The organism is Maribacter sp. 1_2014MBL_MicDiv (genome assembly GCF_001865655.1).
In the GTDB taxonomy this organism is placed as follows: domain Bacteria; phylum Bacteroidota; class Bacteroidia; order Flavobacteriales; family Flavobacteriaceae; genus Maribacter; species Maribacter dokdonensis.
This window is the reverse complement of the sequence record NZ_CP011318.1, coordinates 1173787-1192063: the sequence shown is the minus strand read 5'-3', so window position 1 is coordinate 1192063 and position 18277 is coordinate 1173787. Positions and strand designations below refer to the sequence as shown.

The window sequence follows — 18277 nt, the reverse complement described above, 5'->3', positions numbered from 1 at the left end:
TTTATTGAATAAGTGTTTTACGCTAAGGATATTGAATTTCAAATTCTATATCCTTAGTTTCTTTCAAAAGACAAACCCCAATTTGATATTTTACGAGCTGAAAATGAGCGTTTTATAATTTTAAAAATTGTTTTATGAGAATACTGATTTTAGGAGTTTTTACCCTTTTCTGTCTTAGTTGCAAAGACGCCGATACAAACAAAAAAGAGGATCCCCAGCCAGAAAAAAAACCGAACATCGTTTTAATCTTGGCAGATGATATGGGCTTTTCTGATTTGGGAAACTATGGATCAGAAATAAATACGCCAAGTCTTGATCGTCTTGCCTCTGAAGGAACACGGTTAACGCGCTTTTACACCAATACCATTTGCGCGCCTTCACGTACTAGTTTACTTACTGGACAATATCCGCACAAAGCAGGTATGGGCTTCTTTAATGAAGATTTTGGGGTAAAAGGTTATGAAGGTTATATTAATAAAGAATCACTGACCCTGGGCGAGGTATTTAAAGAAGGAGGCTATTCCACCTATATGGCCGGTAAATGGCACGTAGGTAATGAGAGACCACATTGGCCATTACAGCGTGGTTTTGATAATTTCTTTGGGTTTTTGGATGGTGGCGCCAGTTATTTTGATACTAAGCCTTTGCTAAAAGGCCCACCTTCAACAGCATTCTTGTATGAAGGTAATGAGGTTTATACTATAGAAAAGGAAGATTTTTACTTAACCGATGAACTCACTACAAGAGCCATTGATTTTGTAAAGAACAATCCAGCAGAAAAACCATTTCTACTTTATATGGCCTATAATTCTCCGCATTGGCCTTTACATGCAAAACCGGAAGATATTGCCAAGTATAAAGGAAAATATGACGCAGGTTGGGATGAACTACGTAAACTCCGTTTTGAGAACATCAAAAAACTAGGACTTGCTAATGAAGACTGGAATCTCTTTAAAGATAAATTATTACCACCTTGGGACAGTTTAACTGAAAAAGAAAAAAGCGAATGGACTTTGAAAATGGAAGTTTATGCCGCTATGGTAGACAATTTGGACCAAAATATAGGAAAACTGCTGAATTATTTAGGTACAACTGGTCAATTGGATAATACGGTAGTTGTTTTTCTATCTGACAATGGCGCTGAAAATATGGATGTTGGTAAAATGCCTTTTACGGTTAAACGAAATGAAGGCCCTGTGGGTACTGCGGGTTCAATGGAATCGTATTCCAAAAAATGGGCACAGGTATCTAACAGTCCATTAAGAAGTTATAAATCATCTCCTTATGAAGGGGGCCTAGCAACACCGTTTATTATACGTTATCCAAATCAAAAAGAAACGGGAAAGGTAATGAAAGGTGGTAGCCACGTGGTAGATATCATGCCCACTTTATTAGATATTGCCGGTATTGAATATCCTGAAACCTACAATGGCATTAAAGCTAACGCTCTAGCCGGTGAAAGTTTTCTGCCCTTATTACAAGGTGAAGATTGGAACAGGGAACAACCCATTTGTTTTGAATGGTTCGGAGACCGTGCAGTTTGGCTGGGCGATTTAAAGGGTGTTCATCAGTACCAAAAAGAGTGGGAACTGTATGACCTTTCTATCGATAGAACCGAATCAAACGATATAGCAGCTTCACAGCCTGAAACCATCGCAAAAATGGATGCTATTTACAATGAATGGGCAAAAAATAATGGAGTTATTGCCTGGTCTGAGGAAATGGGTAAAAAAACACAGTTTAGAAAATCACCACATTAAATAATTGTAGCAATGAAAAAATTATTCTCTTATGAAAATGGAATAGTTACGCTAATGGCCTTGACCTTTGGAGTACTATTTTTTGACCGCTTAGCGCTAAATTATTTAGTACCCTTTGTAGCCAAAGACCTTAATTTAAATAATACACAAATAGGGCTCTTAGCAGGAATTTTATCCTTGGCTTGGGCATTTTCCAGTTATTATACCACTGCTTGGTCAGAGTCCAAAAACAAAAACAAAATCACGTTTCTAATTGCCATCGTTATTTTTTCTGTCTGTTCATTTGGTTCAGGTATGGCTATTGGTTTTGGTACTTTATTTGTTGCCCGGTTAATAATGGGTTTAGCAGAAGGTCCAGTAATACCATTAGCGCAAGTCTTTGTGGAACGAGAATCTACACCAAGCAGACTTGGTCTTAATGTAGGTATATTACAAGCCGTTGGTGGTGCATTATTCGGTTCTATATTAGCACCCGTGATATTAATCCAAATTGCTGAAAATATGGGTTGGCGTACCGCTTTTTACGTGGCAGGTGTGCCGGGTCTATTACTAGGGCTCATTGCTGTTTTCTATTTAAAAAAATCGACCACAGAAAGTAGAGGAGCAAAAAAGGATACGGGTTTTGCTCTCAAAGAAATTTGGGCCTATAAAAATATTAAATGGGGTACGGCATTAGCCTGCTGCGTATTTGGTTGGTGGTTTGCAACAATTCCTTTTATCACCAAATACTTTACAGACGTACAAGGTATGGGCGCCAATGATATGCAAAAAACAATGGGCCTATTAGGGGTAGCCATGCTAATATCGTCCTTATTTTTTCCTGGAATTTCAGATAAAATAGGAAGAAAAAAAGCATTGTATATTGCGGTAATTTTGGGCATTTTTTACCCTTTTGCAGTTTATTACCTTAACGGATCTAGCATACATTTACCCGCTATGTTTTTTAGTTATGCGATGGTAGGCGCTATACCTCTGGTTGCTGCAATTGTACCTTCTGAAGCCGTTCCAAATCATTTAAAAGCGAAAGCTATTGGCTTTGTAACTGCAGTCGCAGAAATTATAGGTGGTGTTATTGTGCCTGCTATTTCAGGTGCTCTTTCTGATATAGTACATGAATCTGCCTTTTTATGGGTTGCTGCTGTATTGGCTGTATTAGCTTTATTTTTCTTATCTAAATTAGAGGAGACCAAAGGTAAGGTGTTCCCTGTTGAAGCGGTGGAGTAACGATAGACAAATGATTTAATAATGGAAATAAAGATTCGTAGAATAGTAACAGGGCATTCTACAGAAGGTAAAGCCATTTTTAGTTCAGATGATGTGTTTGAACCGCTTATAATACCAACAGGAGATGCCGCAATGGCCACTATTTGGAGTACGTTAACTGTACCTAGCGACTGTAATGATGAATCCGATGGTAGGTTTAACGATGTAGGTACAACACTATCTGGAGGTTCTGTAATACGAATTGTTGACATGTTACCGGGTGCAAGTTCACCTATGCATCGTAGTAATAGCATAGATTATGGTGTTGTACTGAGTGGTACCATAGAACTCGAATTAGATGACCACCAATTTAAAACAGTAGGTCCGCAAGAAATTATAGTGCAACGTGGTACTATTCATAAATGGAGAAACCCTAGTACTACGGATATTTGTAGAATACTTTTTGTTTTAATTGAAGCAAAACCTTTTAAAATTAATGGCAAATGTTTGCCAGAAGTAATGGAATAGCAACATTTATATTATGGAAAAAAAGGCAAATAAATACAAACTGAAACTTGAGCTATTAGAACTACTTAGGCCAAATGACACCATTTATGAGCCTATTGAACTAGAGTTTGGCAATCATGACAATATTTTCGAGATTATTGAACGCATGAAAAAACGAAATCGATTTAAGACGGAACAAGATTCGGTTGAATTTGCTATCGGCTTAAAACTATTTAGCGAGGTGATGTTAAAGAACAAAGACAATCCGTTGTTTGATGACTTTAGACCGGCCTTTGGTGCAATGATGAAAAAATTGAAATCCAAAGAATAAAAAATATGTATTTCCTTATACATCAATTAAAGAACTTAGTAATAATGAATATTAAATATTGGTTTTAGTTGATTGATATTTTTAAAAGTATTGATTTTGAATATCAATGTCTTCCATATGATTCATTCAAGAGTAAGAATAAAATTAAATTTGTAATTATAGATTCGTAATAAAGAATATAAATATTTATAGAAATGGCAAAAAACCCACATTATTTTTCGCAAATGGCCCATGTTGAGGTCTTAACCAAAGACCTTGAAAAATCGGTACATTTCTTTGGCGATATTGTTGGAATGGATATAACTGGACGAGAAGAAGGCTCGGTTTATTTAAGAGCATGGGGCGATTATTTTCATCACACCTTAAAATTAACGCAAAGCGACAAGTCTGGACTAGGACATATTGGGTGGAGAGCGGATAGCCCAGAGGCTTTAGAAGAAGCTGTTGAGTATTTAGAAAGCATCGGTGCCGGTAGAGGTTGGTACGATGGTGACCAAGGCCATGGAAAAGCATTTAAATTTCAATCTCCTGAAGGTCATATGCATGAGGTTTTTTGGGATGTACAATGGCTTCGTGAAGAAGGGCAACGTGGTAGTGTGTATGCCGATCGATATGCTAGCAATCGTTTACAAGGTGCTAATCCAAGAAGATTTGACCACGTAACATATATGGTATCAAAAGGTGCTTACCCAGCTGAAAAAGCATTTTGGAAAGCTTTAGGATTTAAAAATCCAGATGAAATTCGTATTTCAGATGAAATACCCCCAATTGGAGGTTTACATACCCTTGCAAACTTATCACATGACATTGCCATCTTTACAGACCCGAATATAGAACCTAATCAAGCAGTTTTAAATCATATTTGTTGGAATGTAGATAGTCGTGAAGAGGTACTTTTAGCTTTAGACTATTTTATAGAAAAGGGGTATAAGAGTGTTATGGGTGCACCAACAAGGCACAAGGCAGATGAAGGTTTCTTTATCTACATTGTTGATCCAGGAAGTGGAATTTTATTTGAATTCTATGCTTGTGCTAGATTAGTGTTTGCACCAGATCATTTAGATGTTCATTATTTAAAAGATAACCCAAATGATGCATGGGGTTCTGTAAATCCGTTTGCAGAAATGGCGAAAGGTAAAAAACTTGGACTATCTGATGATGGTACAGTGAAACCTGTAGATATTTAGGCTACTTGATTTAAGTAGCAATAACAATTTTTAAAACACACACGTATTATGTGGCATTTTTTTCCAGGCAAATACATGCCTTCTTATCAAGTTAATAGAGCATTGACCCAAGCACATTATGGTGGTGGCGAGTTTGCAGAAATATTAGAAGCAGCGGGCAATATTGACCCAGATAATAGAGAAACCTTTAATATAGCTTGGCTAAATAAAGGTAATGAGGTTTATGGTTGGGCAGAAGATTATGAAAAGAACAATGCTTTTGTATCTGCTAGGCGAACCTATTTAAGAGCATTTAATTATTTACGCACGGCAGAATTTTTTATGAATCTACAAGATGACCGAAAAATACCGACCTACCTTAAAGCAAGAGAAGCTTTTATAAAGGCGACCAAATATTTTGAAGAAAAACCAATTCAGGTAGAAGTTCCTTTTGAAGGTTCCTTTTTACCAGGATATCTTTTTAAGCCAAAAGGCGTGAAAAATCCACCAGTAATGGTCATGTTTGGTGGTTTAGATAGTTTAGCTGAAGAACTTTATTTTGGAATAGGCGACCATTTAATGGAAAGAGGTGTTGCCTTGTTAGCTATGGACGGACCAGGTCAAGGAGCTGCTTTACGTTTAAACCATATTCACTCTAGACATGATTATAATGTTGCTGGTACAGCTGTTTTGGATTGGGTTTTAGAAAACTTGAAAGATGAAGTTGACACTACTAGTGTTGGTATTGCAGGGGTATCTATGGGAGGTTACATGGCAGCACGTTGTGCAGCATTTGAGCCTCGTTTTAAAGTATGTATGGTATTCGGGGCTGTCTGGTCTTACTATTCTGTTTGGGCAGGTAGAAATGGGAAACATCCTTTAGCTGAAATTGTACAACATATTATGGGTGTTGATAGTTATGAAGCTGTTCTTAAAAAATTAGAAGGCTTCACCTTAGAGAACGGTGTTGCCGAAAAAATCTCTATGCCAACATTTATAATGCATGGTGGTGGTGATAAACAGAATTTTGTGGAACACGCAATAACATTAGAAAAGCATCTAACGTGTGAACATAAAATGAAAATTGTACCAGAAGGTGAAAGTGGGTCTCAGCATTGTCAAGTAGACAATTTTATGCCTGCATTAGACATGTTCGATTGGATTGCAGAGAAAATTCACGCCTAATAGTCTATTTCTATAGTTAATAATTTTAAAAGTTCTAAAAATGTCAGCAGTAAAAAAGGTACTCGTAGTTGGTGGTGGTATTGGAGGTCAGTCTGTTGCAATTGCTTTAGCCCAAAAGGGTGTTGAAGTTGAAATAGCAGAAAGACTAGATGTGTATAATGTATATGGAGTAGGAATTATTCAACAAATGAATGCCCTTCGAGCATTGGATGAATTAGACTTAGCTGATGAAACCATGAAGCAAGGTTATCCTTACGGACAATTAAAAATGTACACTTCTACAGGGCATTTTATTGGTCTTGCAGGAGCACCACCAATAGGGAAGTACCCTAGCCATAATGGTATTTCAAGACGTACCTTACATGAAATCATGTATGATAAGGCTATCAAACTTGGTGTTCACTATAAAATGGGAACTACGGTTACCCATATCGAAAACAACAAAGATGACGTTACCGTAACATTTACGGATAACACTAGAAAAACCTATGATATCTTAATCGCTTCAGATGGTATAAATTCTGATATGCGTAAATTGATTTTTGGTGATTTTAAACCAAAGTATATGGGTGTTTCAGTTTGGCGGTATGCCTTTAAAAAGCATGAGGACCTAGATACAGCATATATGTATTATGGAAAGCGTAGTAAAATTGGATTTATACCAATGTCTGATGACAGTATGTATATGTTCTTGGTGTCTGCTGAAGGATCCGATAACCCATGGATTGAGAAATCTGCCTATGTGCCTATGTTAAAGGATTATTTATCTGAATTTCCAGCTAAGATTGCCCAAGACATCATCCCTCAAATTACAGAACCAGATTTGGTCAATTATCGTCCAATAGAAGCAAGTCATTTACCAGACCCTTGGTTTAAAAACAGAGCTATTGTTATAGGTGATGGTGCCCATGCAACCGTTCCGCAATTAGGCTCCGGAGCCGCATTAGCGCTTGAAGATGGTGTAGTTTTAGCAGAGGAATTGGATAAGGCAGATACTGTTGAAAAAGCTTTCACAGCCTTTATGAAAAGACGTCACCAACGATGTATGGCGATTGTAGATGCATCAGAAACCCTCGCAGAATGGGAATTATTGGAGTTTCAAGGAAAACCGCTTCCTGAAGGAGCAAATATTGGTCAAGTCATAGGTAAGGCTGTTGGTACTTTAATGGCACCACATTAATAAAATAGTAATGTTATGAAATTAGTTACTTTTCAAAATAATATAGGAGCTGTTAAAATTGGCTGGTTAAAAGGCAATGGTGTAATTGCTATGCAAAAAGCGGACGCCAGTTTACCAAATGATATGTTAAGCTTTATTGATGACCATGAAACGTATTTCAAAATAATAAAGGATAATAATCTAGAAAACCTAGCACCTCATTATCAATTATCAGAAGTAAAACTATTGGCTCCACTAACGAATCCAAGAAGTTTTAGAGATTATGTTGCTTTTGAGGAACACATGTTAAATGCTTCAAAGTCTTTTGGACATACCGTTAGCCCAGAATGGTATAACATTCCTATTTTTTACTTTACCAATCATCAGGCGATTTATGGGCCAGAAGCTGAAATAAAGCGCCCAGAAAAGGAAACCAAGTTTGATATTGAGTTAGAGCTGGCTGTTATCATGGGTAAGAAAGGTAAAGATATTCAGGTCGAAAATGTCGATGACTATATTTTTGGATACACCATATTTAATGATTGGACCGCTAGAGCTATCCAAAGACAGGAAATGACCGTGCCTCTTGGACCGCATAAAGGCAAAGATTTTGCAAATGCCATTGGGCCTTGCATTGTTACCAAAGATGAATTCGAGAAATATAGGTGTGCGATTTCAAGAGAAATGCATCCAGAGCATTTGCAAATGCCTCAAACAACTGATGGTCGTTTCGATTTAAAAATGATTGCACGAATAAACGGAAAAACCATCTGTGAAGGCAATTATAAAACCGTGTATTGGACCTTTCCGCAAATGATAAAAAGAGCTTCAGAAAATAATGTTCAGTTAATGCCTGGTGACATTTTAGGTAGTGGTACCGTTGGATGGGGAAGTCTTATTGAAAATAACTTTTCGGTTCATAGACCATTGGAGCCTGGGGACGAGGTTGAATTAGAGATTGAGGGGATTGGGGTGTTGAGGAATAAAGTCGTTTAAATTTGTAAATTATCTGTTTAATTCGTGGATTCGATTTACTTAAGTTAGCTTCATTTATTTAAAAGCATATTCTAGAATGGAATAGTATATTTAAAATAAGTTTAGCTGATTTCCTTGTTGAAACGTTTTATTTAGTATAAGACAACTATCCTTTTTAGGTGCAATTGCAAGGTTGAAGCCCGTATTTCCTATTTCGTTGATTTTAATCATCACATTTAGAGTGTACCTTTATTTAATATTTCTAAACTAATTTCGGAATATTAAGGCATTGCGTATTTTTTAATGGCGTCATACGCTTTACCATCACATTGATTCATTTGAGAATTTGAGAAAATTATTCTATCAGTTCCTATAAAGAATATTATTTATAGTTTGATAATAGGAGAATTGCTCCGAAATATTTTAAACGAAACTTACAGATCAACAAATTCATACTTCCCTTGTCTTAAATCAAAAAATAAAGCATAAATGAAAAACTTAAACAGGGTTCAAATCAAAATCAGTATTATTAAATCATATCAAACCCTCAAAATTAAGACGTATCATTTATAAAATACTACAGGATTCTTCTGGTTCATTATTTTTTTTACTCAAGTGCAGCAACGACCGGTTTCGCTCAAACTTTATTTTCGCAAAACTATAACTTTGTTAATGGCGCTTTTCGCAATATTTTAATGCCCCACCTATACTTATAAAACTGCTTTAAATTTGTGCGGAGAATGTTAATTTGTAATTTAATTCCAAAGTTTCTATAGAATAGTATATTATTTTTAAGTATGCTTTTTTTAAAAATTACCGAGAGTAGAATGCCAAAAATCCAGAACACCATAGAGCAAGATATAGGAACATTAACCAGCAAATAGAGATTTAAAATTCTGGTATTTTAAGCTTTTAAATATTTATGAGTGAAGTTTGTCTGTTCTATTTTAACTCTTCAAGTAAATAACGTTACATGTTTTGACATCATAATATGGGATTCTATTATATACATCTTTGCCTAAATTGTAGATAGGTAAATAACGAGATTTAAGAAATGCTTTTAAATCTTCAATATCTTTTTTAGTAGCAGGTTTGTTAGCATAAGGTGTTACAAAATCCTTTGCTATTTCTGTAACAGCAGCTCCTGCGGCAGCATTTGCAATTCCTGCTAAAGACATTTTTTCATGAAAGCTCGGCTTTTGTACTAAAACAGGTTTTTCATCTATAGTGTTTACATCTGGTACCTTCAATTCTTTAATCTGTTGGTTGTTTTTCCAGTTTAAACTACGGCAAGAGTTGCTACAGAACTTTTGCGCACCTCTTCTTTTTGGAACATAGTCACCACCACAATACTTGCAAATTTCAGTTTTTGTCATAATTATACGTAAATTAAACGTTTAATTTACGTATAATTTATTTAAGTATTTTTGAATCAATATTGAAAATACGTTTTAATAAAATCGCTTCTGCCTCAGAATCGGAAATAAGAGGTAGTTTTTTATTTTTGCTGCGCTGTGTTTTCTTATCTGTAGAAGTGGGAAGGTTTTCATGCAGCTCTTCTTGTAAATTTGAAACTCCAGGTATTACATTTTGTATATCCCTGGTATAAAAAAGTTTGGATACATGAGGCAAAGATGACTCTACCGATTTTCCGATATTAAAATTACCTTTCGGCAAAGATTGCATATCGGGATAAAACTGTTTAAGAATTGTTTCAAAATGTGACTTGTGAAAATTATATTGGAGTTTAAACAAACCTAGAATAGTGTCCTCTTGAGGTAGTACTTGGGTTATATTTTTATTCAGCCAATTTGTAATAAAATGTAAGCACTCAACCTGCTCGAAATATAATTCTAGAATGTAATTAAATTCCTGTGCATTGGAATTTGCTTTTGCATTTAATAATTGACGTGTACTTTTTTTTAATGTGCTGTCTTTAAGTATTATCATGTAATTGTCCCTACCTGTTTCGTAGCGTGTAGGTCCCTTATAATAATCTATCACTAATATTTTATTACGAAGTTTTTCGAATTCTATTTCTTTATGGTTTTCTAAGAATTCATTTGAAACTTCATTATCAGGGATGAAAAATAATAGTTCTTCCCACAGCTTTGAGATCAGGTTCTTGTACAATAGTTCCAAAGAGGTTTTATTCATGTACATTTTTTAACATTGTTGAGTAATCTTCGGGAAGTTCGGCATCTATATCCCTTAAATATTTTTTTAAGGCCGTCATGGAAGAATGTCCTGTGATCAACATCAACTTACTTTTAGCCTCAAAAGGGGAGGAGTCCTTCATTAAAGCTCTATAAACCTTAGTTATGTAGGTGTGTCTAAAGCTATATAGCCCATAATTTATTCCTAATTTAAAATGCTCTTTAACGACTTTTCTAAAGCGTTTACTGAAATAGTCTCGCCTATTATCTACAAGGGTGTCCCATTCGCCGCCAATTTTTTCCGGTGTAAATAAGACGGCTTCTTTATCCAATTTCCTGAGGTCTGGCAAATCGTTCCATAACAGCTCTGGTATAATTTTGGTTTTTAATGGGCTGTTCTTTGCTTTAAATTGTATTCGTCTATTTTTTATATCAATATCTTTTACTCTAAGTCGGCAGACTTCTATTGGTCGTAAAAAGTTATAAGAGATAAATTTAATGTAGAGTAATAGAATTGGGTCATGAACTTCTAAATATTCAAAAATTTCCTCTTGAATATTCTGGGAATATGTTTTATTACGTTCTGGTGTAGATTTTAGTTTAGGTATTTTCTTTACGAAATTTTGTTCTATGATTTCATTATCTACAAGTACTTGTATAATACTACTTAGGTCGGTTTTGTAATTATTTCTTGTTCGTGCACTATTTCTGTGTAACACATCGTTTAAGAATCCTACAACAAGCTTTTTGTTAAGCTCAGGTATGAATCGTATTTCAGGGTGATTTACTGAAAGCCATTCCAAAAGGTTCTTTATTTTGCTTTGATAATCTCTTTTGGTACTAGTGCTTACCAATTTTTCTTTTAGCTTCATTCCAAAATCAAAAGCTTCCTTTACTGTCATCGATGTTTTCCCTGGCAGTGGAACGGATTTCTCTAAATTATTATTGGTTAGATCGGCAGGAACTGCAACATTGTTTTTGCGATGTAAACTTTGGTGTAATTCTAAGTTATCGGAATAAGGATTATAACCTTGGTTCAGTAGTCTTAATAAAACTTTTCTATAGATGACCAAAACGGACATTCTATCTTCTTTGGTCTTATATTTATTTGCGTCCCCGTAGAAAGGAGTTTGACGCTTTAATTTTCCACTTTTAGGTTCCCGAAAAGAAAAATAGACATACCAGCGTTTTTTTAAATCGCCGTTTGCAGAATATATTTTAGGTGAGGAAAAGGTTCTTTTTAAAGACAAATCGTATGCACTTTCGTATTCATTTTCGTATTCAAAGGTAACTAACTCCTTAAAATTAGGCATAAAAAAACGGTTTAGCGAAAACTAAACCGTTGTTTTTAAATACTTTAAACTTAGTAGCGGGGACTGGACTCGAACCAGCGACCTTCGGGTTATGAGCCCGACGAGCTACCTACTGCTCTACCCCGCGATATGGGTTCTTATCTCACTTGTTTTGCAACTTCAGGTCATTAAGCTGACGAGATAAAGGTGTGCTACTATTCGTAGCGGGGTGCAAATATACAATACATTTTCTCTATTTTCAAAACTTATTTAAAGAATATTTTTTGGGAGCATTATCTTTTAAAAAACTTTAAATCCATAACTTCGGTTTTTTACAATTTTATGGATACAATTAACGACTTTATAGCCAATGCCCTGCCGTATACGGAGTGGCCAATGTTTCTTTTGTTGATAGGCGGCGGACTCTTTTTGGTTTTTTATTCCAAATTAATGCCCTATCGTTTTTTCGGTCACGCTATAGCAATTACAGCAGGTAAATATGATAATTCAAATTCAAAAGGTGAGGTAAGTTCTTTTCAAGCGCTTTCGGCTGCAGTTGCTGCTACAGTTGGCTTGGGGAATATATCTGGGGTAGCTATTGCCATACATGATGGTGGACCTGGAGTGGTGTTTTGGATTTGGATGACAGCATTAATAGGTATGTGTATCAAATTTTACTCTTGTAGTTTGGCAATTATGTATCGTGGTACAGATTCAGACGGTAAATTACAGGGAGGCCCCATGTATTATATAACTAAAGGATTGGGTGAGAAGGCAAGACCTTTGGCTATTTTCTTTGCGATATGTGGTCTCTTTGGCTTTTTGGGTGTGTTTACGGCCAATCAGTTCACGGAAACATTTATGAGTGTAGTAGAACCTGGTTCCAACATCATTGAAATGAGTGATGAGAATTGGAAATGGACTATTGGTTTAATACTGGCCATTATTACTTCGTTTGTCATATTTGGTGGATTAACAAAGATTGCTAAGGTTGCCTCAGCCATAGTACCATTTATGGTCGCGGTATATTTAATTGCTGTTATAGCGGTTATGGCGATGAATTCAAGTCAAATATTACCAGCTCTGAAAATGATATTTACGGAAGCTTGGAACTTTAAATCTTTAGCTACTGGCGGATTTTGGGGATTGGTAATTATTGGTGTCCGTAGGGCAATGTTTTCAAATGAGGCCGGTTTGGGTAGCGCGCCAATGTATCACGGTCAGTCAAAAAACGATGAACCAATTCGTGAAGGCTTGGTGGCTATGTTAGGGCCGTTTATAGATACCATTCTGGTATGTACATTTACGGCAATCGTAATTATTCTCAGTGGAGCGTATTTAGAAGATTCTAGTGGAATTGTAATGACCTTATCAGCTTTTGAAAGAACCCTGTTCGGTTGGGGAGATATATTGTTAATGGTAATAGTTACGGCATTTGCACTATCCACTTTGTTTACCTATTCCTATTACGGAGTAAAATCTTTATCCTTTTTGACCAATGCTAAAATAGGTAAGTTGTATAACTGGTATTTTGTGATTATGATCGTTTTTGCGGCAGTGGCCTCTTTAGAGCTGGTAAAGAATTTAATTGATTTGTCTTATGCATTAATGGTAATACCTAATATGATTGCCGTACTTTTGTTGGCTCCAAAGGTAAATGTAGAATTAAAGAAATACATAATAAAGTTGAAGGATGGCAGATCATAAAGCAGGCTTCGTAAATATAATAGGAAATCCAAATGTTGGTAAGTCGACATTGATGAATGCTTTTGTGGGTGAAAAATTATCCATTATAACATCAAAGGCACAAACTACTAGGCATCGTATATTAGGTATTGTAAATGGGGATGATTTTCAAATGATTTTATCGGATACCCCTGGTATTATCAAGCCGGCATATGAGCTTCAGAGCAGTATGATGGATTTTGTAAAATCTGCTTTTGAAGATGCCGATGTGTTACTCTATATGGTAGAGATAGGGGAGAAGGCTTTAAAGGATGAAGCTTTTTTCGAGAAAATTAAAAACAGTAAAATTCCTGTTTTACTATTATTAAATAAAGTAGATACAGCTACCCAAGAATTATTGGAAGAGCAAGTTCAGTATTGGCAAGACTTATTACCTACGGTAGAGTTGCAACCAATTTCAGCATTATCTAATTTTAATATAAAGGGAGTTTTTGAACGTATTGTTGAGCTACTTCCAAAATCGCCTGCCTATTATCCTAAAGATCAGTTAACTGACAAGCCGGAGCGATTTTTTGTAAATGAGACTATCCGGGAAAAAATATTACTAAATTATAAAAAGGAAATTCCTTATGCGGTAGAAATAGAAACCGAAGAGTTTTTTGAAGATGAGGATATCATTCGTATGCGTGCCGTAATTATGGTTGAGCGCGATTCTCAAAAAGGAATTATCATTGGTCACAAAGGGGCAGCTTTAAAGCGCGTTGGCGTAGAAGCTAGAAAAGATTTAGAGAAATTTTTTGGTAAGCAGGTTCACATCGAACTCTACGTGAAAGTGAACAAGAATTGGCGAAGCGATGCACGTCAATTAAAGCGTTTTGGCTACAATAAATAGTATTGTTCTAATAATTAAATTAAAATTTCATCTTCGTATTATCAAAGGTCAAATTCTGAACTCTTTTATTTTCAGATAATTGACTTTGAAGCCATTTGTTTTTTGGCTTTTTCGAAATAATTTTTACCTCAAAATGTTTTTTGATTCTTTAGTTTGAAAAGAATAGTCTATTTTTGGTTTATCGATAAAGTGTCATAAAACCCCGATGAAATGCAAAATGTAATAATATTTGGAGCCTCTGGTCATGGTAGTGTAGTATTGGATTGTCTAGAGAAAGAGGGGAAATTTAATGTTATTGGATTCGTAGATTCATTTAAGAAAAAAGGTACTATTATTAATGGCTATCAAGTATTGGGCTCAGAGTTCGATTTGCCATTTTTAATTAATAGATTTAATATTTCTGGAGGCATTATCGCAATTGGGGATAATTGGATACGAAAACAAATTGCTGATAGAATAATGAAGATTGTACCGAATTTCAGCTTTGTGAATACGGTACATCCGAAAGCAATTATAGGAAAAGATGTTTTGTTAGGATGTGGTAACGTCTTCATGCCAGGTGCAATTGTCAATGCAAATTCAATTATTCATGACTTTTGTATAATAAATACTAATTCTTCATTAGGTCATGATGGTATAATGGACTCATATTCAAGTTTAGCACCATCAGTTTGTATTGGCGGTAATTTAAAATTAGGAAGGTTTTCGGCTATAAGTTTAGGAGTTAATGTGATTAATGGAATTGAGATTGGACAGCATACCGTTATTGGAGCTGGGGCTTTAGTTGTTGATCATTTTGGAGATAACGTTATGGCTTATGGGTCACCAGCAAGAATTGTTCGTAAACGGTCAGTTGGTGAACCTTATCTATCTACTCCTAAAAAGCGGCAACTTTCTGAAATGGAATCTTTTGAAGTGATCCCGTCTAATCTCTCTGTTTAACTTATGGTGTAAATGCCAGTTTAAATATTACCTTTGCCCCAAATTTAAGCTATGGGTGCTATTGTTGCCATTGTGGGGAGACCTAATGTAGGAAAATCAACATTTTTTAATAGATTAATTCAAAGACGTGAGGCTATAGTTGATGCCGTTAGTGGTGTTACACGTGATCGCCATTATGGTAAAAGTGATTGGAACGGAAAAGAGTTTTCAATTATTGATACCGGCGGATACGTTGTGGGTAGTGATGATGTTTTTGAAAAGGAAATTGATAGGCAAGTTGAATTGGCGATCGAAGAAGCTGATGCCATAATTTTTATGGTAGACGTTGAAACGGGTGTTACCGGTATGGATGAAGATGTAGCCAAGTTACTTAGAAGAGTAAAGAAGCCTGTTTTTTTGGCGGTCAACAAGGTTGACAATGCCAAAAGAGCGGAGGATGCTGTTGAGTTTTACTCTTTAGGCCTTGGTGAGTACTATACCTTATCTAGTATAAATGGAGGTGGTTCTGGAGAATTGCTAGATGCCTTAGTAGAAAAGTTACCAGATGTTGTAGAAGAGGAAAGTGACCTGCCAAGATTTGCCGTTGTTGGTAGACCCAATGCGGGTAAGTCTTCTTTTATTAATGCATTGATAGGGGAGGATAGGTACATTGTTACTGATATTGCCGGTACTACAAGAGATAGTATCGATACTAAATACAACAGATTTGGGTTTGAATTCAACTTAGTAGATACGGCAGGTATTCGTCGTAAGGCAAAAGTGAAAGAAGATCTAGAGTTCTATTCCGTTATGCGTTCGGTTAGGGCAATTGAGCATTGCGATGTATGTATTTTAATGCTCGATGCAACAAGAGGCTTTGATGGTCAGGTAGAAAATATTTTCTGGCTAGCACAGCGAAATCATAAAGGGATAGTTATTCTTGTTAATAAGTGGGATTTGGTAGAGGATAAAGAGACCAATACTATAAAGCACTATACCGATAAAATTAAAAAAGCTATTGAGCCATTTATAGATGTGCCTATTCTTTTTGTTTCGGTACTGACAAAACAACGTATTTTTAAGGCAATAGAAACTGCAGTTGAGGTATATAATAATCGTAACAAGAAGATTATTACGCGTAAGTTCAATGAAACAATGTTGCCAATAATCGAGAATTATCCGCCGCCGGCGTATAAAGGTAAATTTGTTAAGATTAAATTCTGTACGCAATTACCAACTCCATATCCGCAGTTTGCTTTCTTCTGTAACTTACCTCAGTATGTACGTGAGCCTTACAAGCGTTATTTAGAGAATAAGATACGTGAGGAGTATGATTTTACTGGGGTGCCTATTACGGTATTTATGAGGAAGAAATAGAGTTTTTATTCTAATCTTCAATTATAAAATATTGAAAATGACCAAACAATTTTGCTAAACAAAATTGTTTGGTCATTTTTTTTGGGTTTTAAACAATAACGTTAACCTTCCTTTTTGGGAGGGGACAAAGGAATAGGTGCTACGACGATGAAGATTGTAATAACAAACAAGAATCCGCTCCTAATCCCTCCCGAGAGGGATACAGATTCTAATATGAATTAATCATTTTAGATTAAACAGATTAAGTGGTGCTCATTAATCTCGGCTTCTAATAATCTAGCTACAAAAAACGTCAACCTACCCTCTTGGGAGGGGATAGAGGGGTGGGTGTCGTGATAGTTAAGAATGTAATATACTCACAGACAAGAACCAACTCCAACCTCTATAAAAAGAGGTGTAGTTTCTAACTTAAATTAAATATTCTGGGTAAAAGAAATGACATATTTTTTTTTGGTAACAAAACTACCATCCGCCAGAAGCACCGCCGCCGCCAAAGCCGCCGCCGCCGAAACCTCCTCCAAATCCACCGCCACCAAAGCTTCCGCCTCCGCCACTAGAACCACTAGAACGTCCCATATTACTTAGAATAATCATATCCCAAGGACTAAGACCCCTACGTCTTCTACCGTTACTTCCTCCGTTATTGTCGTCGTTTTTGCGACTCCAAAGTATAAAAAGTATTACGAGAAAAATGATAAAAGGTAAAAATGAGGAGAAAGGGGATTTGCTGTTATTTCCAAAGGTTCTGTCTTCTTCAAATTCACCATTTAAAACTTGAAAAATAACATCTGACCCTTTATTTAGTCCACCATAATAATCCCCAGCTCTAAATTCTGGAAGGATTACTTGTTCAATAATGCGCTTTGATATAGCGTCTGTAAGTAGACCTTCTACACCATACCCGGTACTAATAGCAACTTTTCTATCATTCTCAGCTAAAATTATGAGAATACCATTGTCTTTGCCTTCTTGACCAATTCCCCATTTTTGCCCCCAGTTGGCACCCAAATAATTAATGTTTTCGCCATTAGTGCTCGCAATAATGGTAACTACAATTTGGGTAGAAGAGCTGTCCGAATAACGAACCAATTTTTGGCTAAGAGCTACTTTCTGCTGGTCGCTCAATAAATTGGTGTAATCATAAACACTGGTCTGTAACGCCGGTTTTTCAGGAATTTCAAACTGACTCCATGACGGAGTGCACCAAAGAAAAAGAATTACAAGGCTAACCTTTAGATATCTCATTGCTTAGTTCGTTGGTGTCATCTGATTGCCAAGGAAAATGGCTTCTTAACTCTTCGCCAGCTTTTAAAACACCAGCTACTAAACCTTCTTTAAAAGCTCCTTTCTCAAAATGTGTTTGAATGCTATTTCTAGTAGTTTGCCAAAAGTCTTTAGGTACCACATTGTCAATGCCCTTATCACCACAAATTACAAACTTCTTATCGTGTACGGCTACATAGATAAGAACCCCATTTTCTTGTTTAGTGTTATCCATTTTTAATAAATGAAAAACCTCTTTGGCTCTCTCGTAATGGTCTTTGTCTGTATGTGCTTCTATATGCACTCTAATTTCACCAGAAGTATTTTTTTCTGCTTCAAGAATAGCGTTCACTATGTCTTGCTCTTCTTTGGCGGTTAAAAAATCTTCTACCTTGGACATAAAA

17 protein-coding genes and 1 tRNA gene are annotated in these 18277 nt (G+C 35.9%); 12 read left to right on the top strand and 6 right to left on the bottom strand.

The genetic code is table 11. The features are described 5' to 3' along the window. Window positions 1–134: 134 nt before the first annotated feature. From YQ22_RS04905 to YQ22_RS04870, 8 genes are all read left to right on the top strand, one after another. A complete protein-coding gene (locus tag YQ22_RS04905) occupies window positions 135–1760 on the top strand; it encodes an arylsulfatase (RefSeq protein ID WP_071340286.1) in 1626 nt (541 codons plus the stop codon). A gap of 12 nt (window positions 1761–1772) precedes the next feature. Beyond that, entirely contained in the window at window positions 1773–2984 is a 1212-nt protein-coding gene (locus tag YQ22_RS04900) for an MFS transporter (protein ID WP_071340285.1), read from the top strand. A 21-nt stretch (window positions 2985–3005) separates the two neighbouring features. Next, on the top strand, window positions 3006–3491 hold the full coding sequence (locus YQ22_RS04895) for a cupin domain-containing protein (RefSeq protein WP_071340284.1): 486 nt from the start codon (window positions 3006–3008) through the stop codon (window positions 3489–3491). 13 nt (window positions 3492–3504) lie between these two features. Beyond that, window positions 3505–3801, top strand: a complete 297-nt coding sequence (locus YQ22_RS04890) for a DUF3861 domain-containing protein (protein ID WP_071340283.1) — start codon at window positions 3505–3507, stop codon at window positions 3799–3801. Between the two features lie 194 nt (window positions 3802–3995). Further along, entirely contained in the window at window positions 3996–4988 is a 993-nt protein-coding gene (locus YQ22_RS04885) for a VOC family protein (protein WP_071340282.1), read from the top strand. A 48-nt stretch (window positions 4989–5036) separates the two neighbouring features. After that, window positions 5037–6152, top strand: a complete 1116-nt coding sequence (locus YQ22_RS04880) for an alpha/beta hydrolase family protein (RefSeq protein WP_071340281.1) — start codon at window positions 5037–5039, stop codon at window positions 6150–6152. 40 nt (window positions 6153–6192) lie between these two features. Continuing rightward, entirely contained in the window at window positions 6193–7332 is a 1140-nt protein-coding gene (locus YQ22_RS04875) for an FAD-dependent monooxygenase (RefSeq protein ID WP_071340280.1), read from the top strand. A 15-nt stretch (window positions 7333–7347) separates the two neighbouring features. After that, window positions 7348–8307 (top strand): fumarylacetoacetate hydrolase family protein, encoded by a 960-nt coding sequence (locus tag YQ22_RS04870; protein WP_071340279.1) that lies wholly within the window; start codon window positions 7348–7350, stop codon window positions 8305–8307. 926 nt (window positions 8308–9233) lie between these two features. Here YQ22_RS04870 and YQ22_RS04860 read toward each other — a convergent pair. The 4 genes from YQ22_RS04860 to YQ22_RS04845 form a co-directional block, all read right to left on the bottom strand. Further along, entirely contained in the window at window positions 9234–9662 is a 429-nt protein-coding gene (locus YQ22_RS04860) for a hypothetical protein (RefSeq protein ID WP_071340277.1), read from the bottom strand. A gap of 37 nt (window positions 9663–9699) precedes the next feature. Then, a complete protein-coding gene (locus YQ22_RS04855) occupies window positions 9700–10443 on the bottom strand; it encodes a hypothetical protein (protein ID WP_071340276.1) in 744 nt (247 codons plus the stop codon). Further along, window positions 10436–11755, bottom strand: a complete 1320-nt coding sequence (locus YQ22_RS04850; protein WP_071340275.1) for a tyrosine-type recombinase/integrase — start codon at window positions 11753–11755, stop codon at window positions 10436–10438. The genes YQ22_RS04855 and YQ22_RS04850 overlap by 8 nt, the downstream gene beginning before the upstream one ends. Before the next feature lie 54 nt (window positions 11756–11809). Further along, window positions 11810–11882, bottom strand: a tRNA-Met gene (locus tag YQ22_RS04845). 194 nt (window positions 11883–12076) lie between these two features. Between YQ22_RS04845 and YQ22_RS04840 the strand changes: the two genes are divergently transcribed. The 4 genes from YQ22_RS04840 (at window position 12077) to der (ending at window position 16610) form a co-directional block, all read left to right on the top strand. Further along, window positions 12077–13441 (top strand): alanine/glycine:cation symporter family protein, encoded by a 1365-nt coding sequence (locus YQ22_RS04840; protein ID WP_071340274.1) that lies wholly within the window; start codon window positions 12077–12079, stop codon window positions 13439–13441. Then, window positions 13428–14312, top strand: coding sequence for a GTPase Era (era, locus tag YQ22_RS04835; protein ID WP_071340273.1), 885 nt, complete (start codon window positions 13428–13430; stop codon window positions 14310–14312). Before YQ22_RS04840 ends, era begins: the two co-directional genes overlap by 14 nt. A gap of 210 nt (window positions 14313–14522) precedes the next feature. Then, complete coding sequence (locus YQ22_RS04830) at window positions 14523–15254, top strand: acetyltransferase (protein ID WP_071340272.1); 732 nt, start codon at window positions 14523–14525, stop codon at window positions 15252–15254. Between the two features lie 51 nt (window positions 15255–15305). After that, window positions 15306–16610: a ribosome biogenesis GTPase Der gene (gene der, locus YQ22_RS04825; protein WP_071340271.1), complete on the top strand. Its 1305-nt coding sequence runs from the start codon at window positions 15306–15308 to the stop codon at window positions 16608–16610. 462 nt (window positions 16611–17072) lie between these two features. Here der and YQ22_RS04820 read toward each other — a convergent pair whose 3' ends face one another. Both YQ22_RS04820 and YQ22_RS04815 read right to left on the bottom strand, forming a co-directional pair. Then, window positions 17073–17855, bottom strand: a complete 783-nt coding sequence (locus YQ22_RS04820; RefSeq protein WP_071340270.1) for a TPM domain-containing protein — start codon at window positions 17853–17855, stop codon at window positions 17073–17075. After that, window positions 17836–18273, bottom strand: a complete 438-nt coding sequence (locus YQ22_RS04815) for a TPM domain-containing protein (protein WP_058105221.1) — start codon at window positions 18271–18273, stop codon at window positions 17836–17838. The genes YQ22_RS04820 and YQ22_RS04815 overlap by 20 nt, the downstream gene beginning before the upstream one ends. Window positions 18274–18277: the final 4 nt, after the last annotated feature.

Bases quoted from the DNA above. Each gene is read 5' to 3' on its own strand.
- YQ22_RS04905 (WP_071340286.1), top strand. From the start codon at position 135: ATGAGAATACTGATTTTAGGAGTTTTTACCCTTTTCTGTCTTAGTTGC.
- YQ22_RS04900 (WP_071340285.1), top strand. From the start codon at position 1,773: ATGAAAAAATTATTCTCTTATGAAAATGGAATAGTTACGCTAATGGCC.
- YQ22_RS04895 (WP_071340284.1), top strand. From the start codon at position 3,006: ATGGAAATAAAGATTCGTAGAATAGTAACAGGGCATTCTACAGAAGGT.
- YQ22_RS04890 (WP_071340283.1), top strand. From the start codon at position 3,505: ATGGAAAAAAAGGCAAATAAATACAAACTGAAACTTGAGCTATTAGAA.
- YQ22_RS04885 (WP_071340282.1), top strand. From the start codon at position 3,996: ATGGCAAAAAACCCACATTATTTTTCGCAAATGGCCCATGTTGAGGTC.
- YQ22_RS04880 (WP_071340281.1), top strand. From the start codon at position 5,037: ATGTGGCATTTTTTTCCAGGCAAATACATGCCTTCTTATCAAGTTAAT.
- YQ22_RS04875 (WP_071340280.1), top strand. From the start codon at position 6,193: ATGTCAGCAGTAAAAAAGGTACTCGTAGTTGGTGGTGGTATTGGAGGT.
- YQ22_RS04870 (WP_071340279.1), top strand. From the start codon at position 7,348: ATGAAATTAGTTACTTTTCAAAATAATATAGGAGCTGTTAAAATTGGC.
- YQ22_RS04860 (WP_071340277.1), bottom strand. From the start codon at position 9,662: ATGACAAAAACTGAAATTTGCAAGTATTGTGGTGGTGACTATGTTCCA.
- YQ22_RS04855 (WP_071340276.1), bottom strand. From the start codon at position 10,443: ATGAATAAAACCTCTTTGGAACTATTGTACAAGAACCTGATCTCAAAG.
- YQ22_RS04850 (WP_071340275.1), bottom strand. From the start codon at position 11,755: ATGCCTAATTTTAAGGAGTTAGTTACCTTTGAATACGAAAATGAATAC.
- YQ22_RS04840 (WP_071340274.1), top strand. From the start codon at position 12,077: ATGGATACAATTAACGACTTTATAGCCAATGCCCTGCCGTATACGGAG.
- era (WP_071340273.1), top strand. From the start codon at position 13,428: ATGGCAGATCATAAAGCAGGCTTCGTAAATATAATAGGAAATCCAAAT.
- YQ22_RS04830 (WP_071340272.1), top strand. From the start codon at position 14,523: ATGCAAAATGTAATAATATTTGGAGCCTCTGGTCATGGTAGTGTAGTA.
- der (WP_071340271.1), top strand. From the start codon at position 15,306: ATGGGTGCTATTGTTGCCATTGTGGGGAGACCTAATGTAGGAAAATCA.
- YQ22_RS04820 (WP_071340270.1), bottom strand. From the start codon at position 17,855: ATGAGATATCTAAAGGTTAGCCTTGTAATTCTTTTTCTTTGGTGCACT.
- YQ22_RS04815 (WP_058105221.1), bottom strand. From the start codon at position 18,273: ATGTCCAAGGTAGAAGATTTTTTAACCGCCAAAGAAGAGCAAGACATA.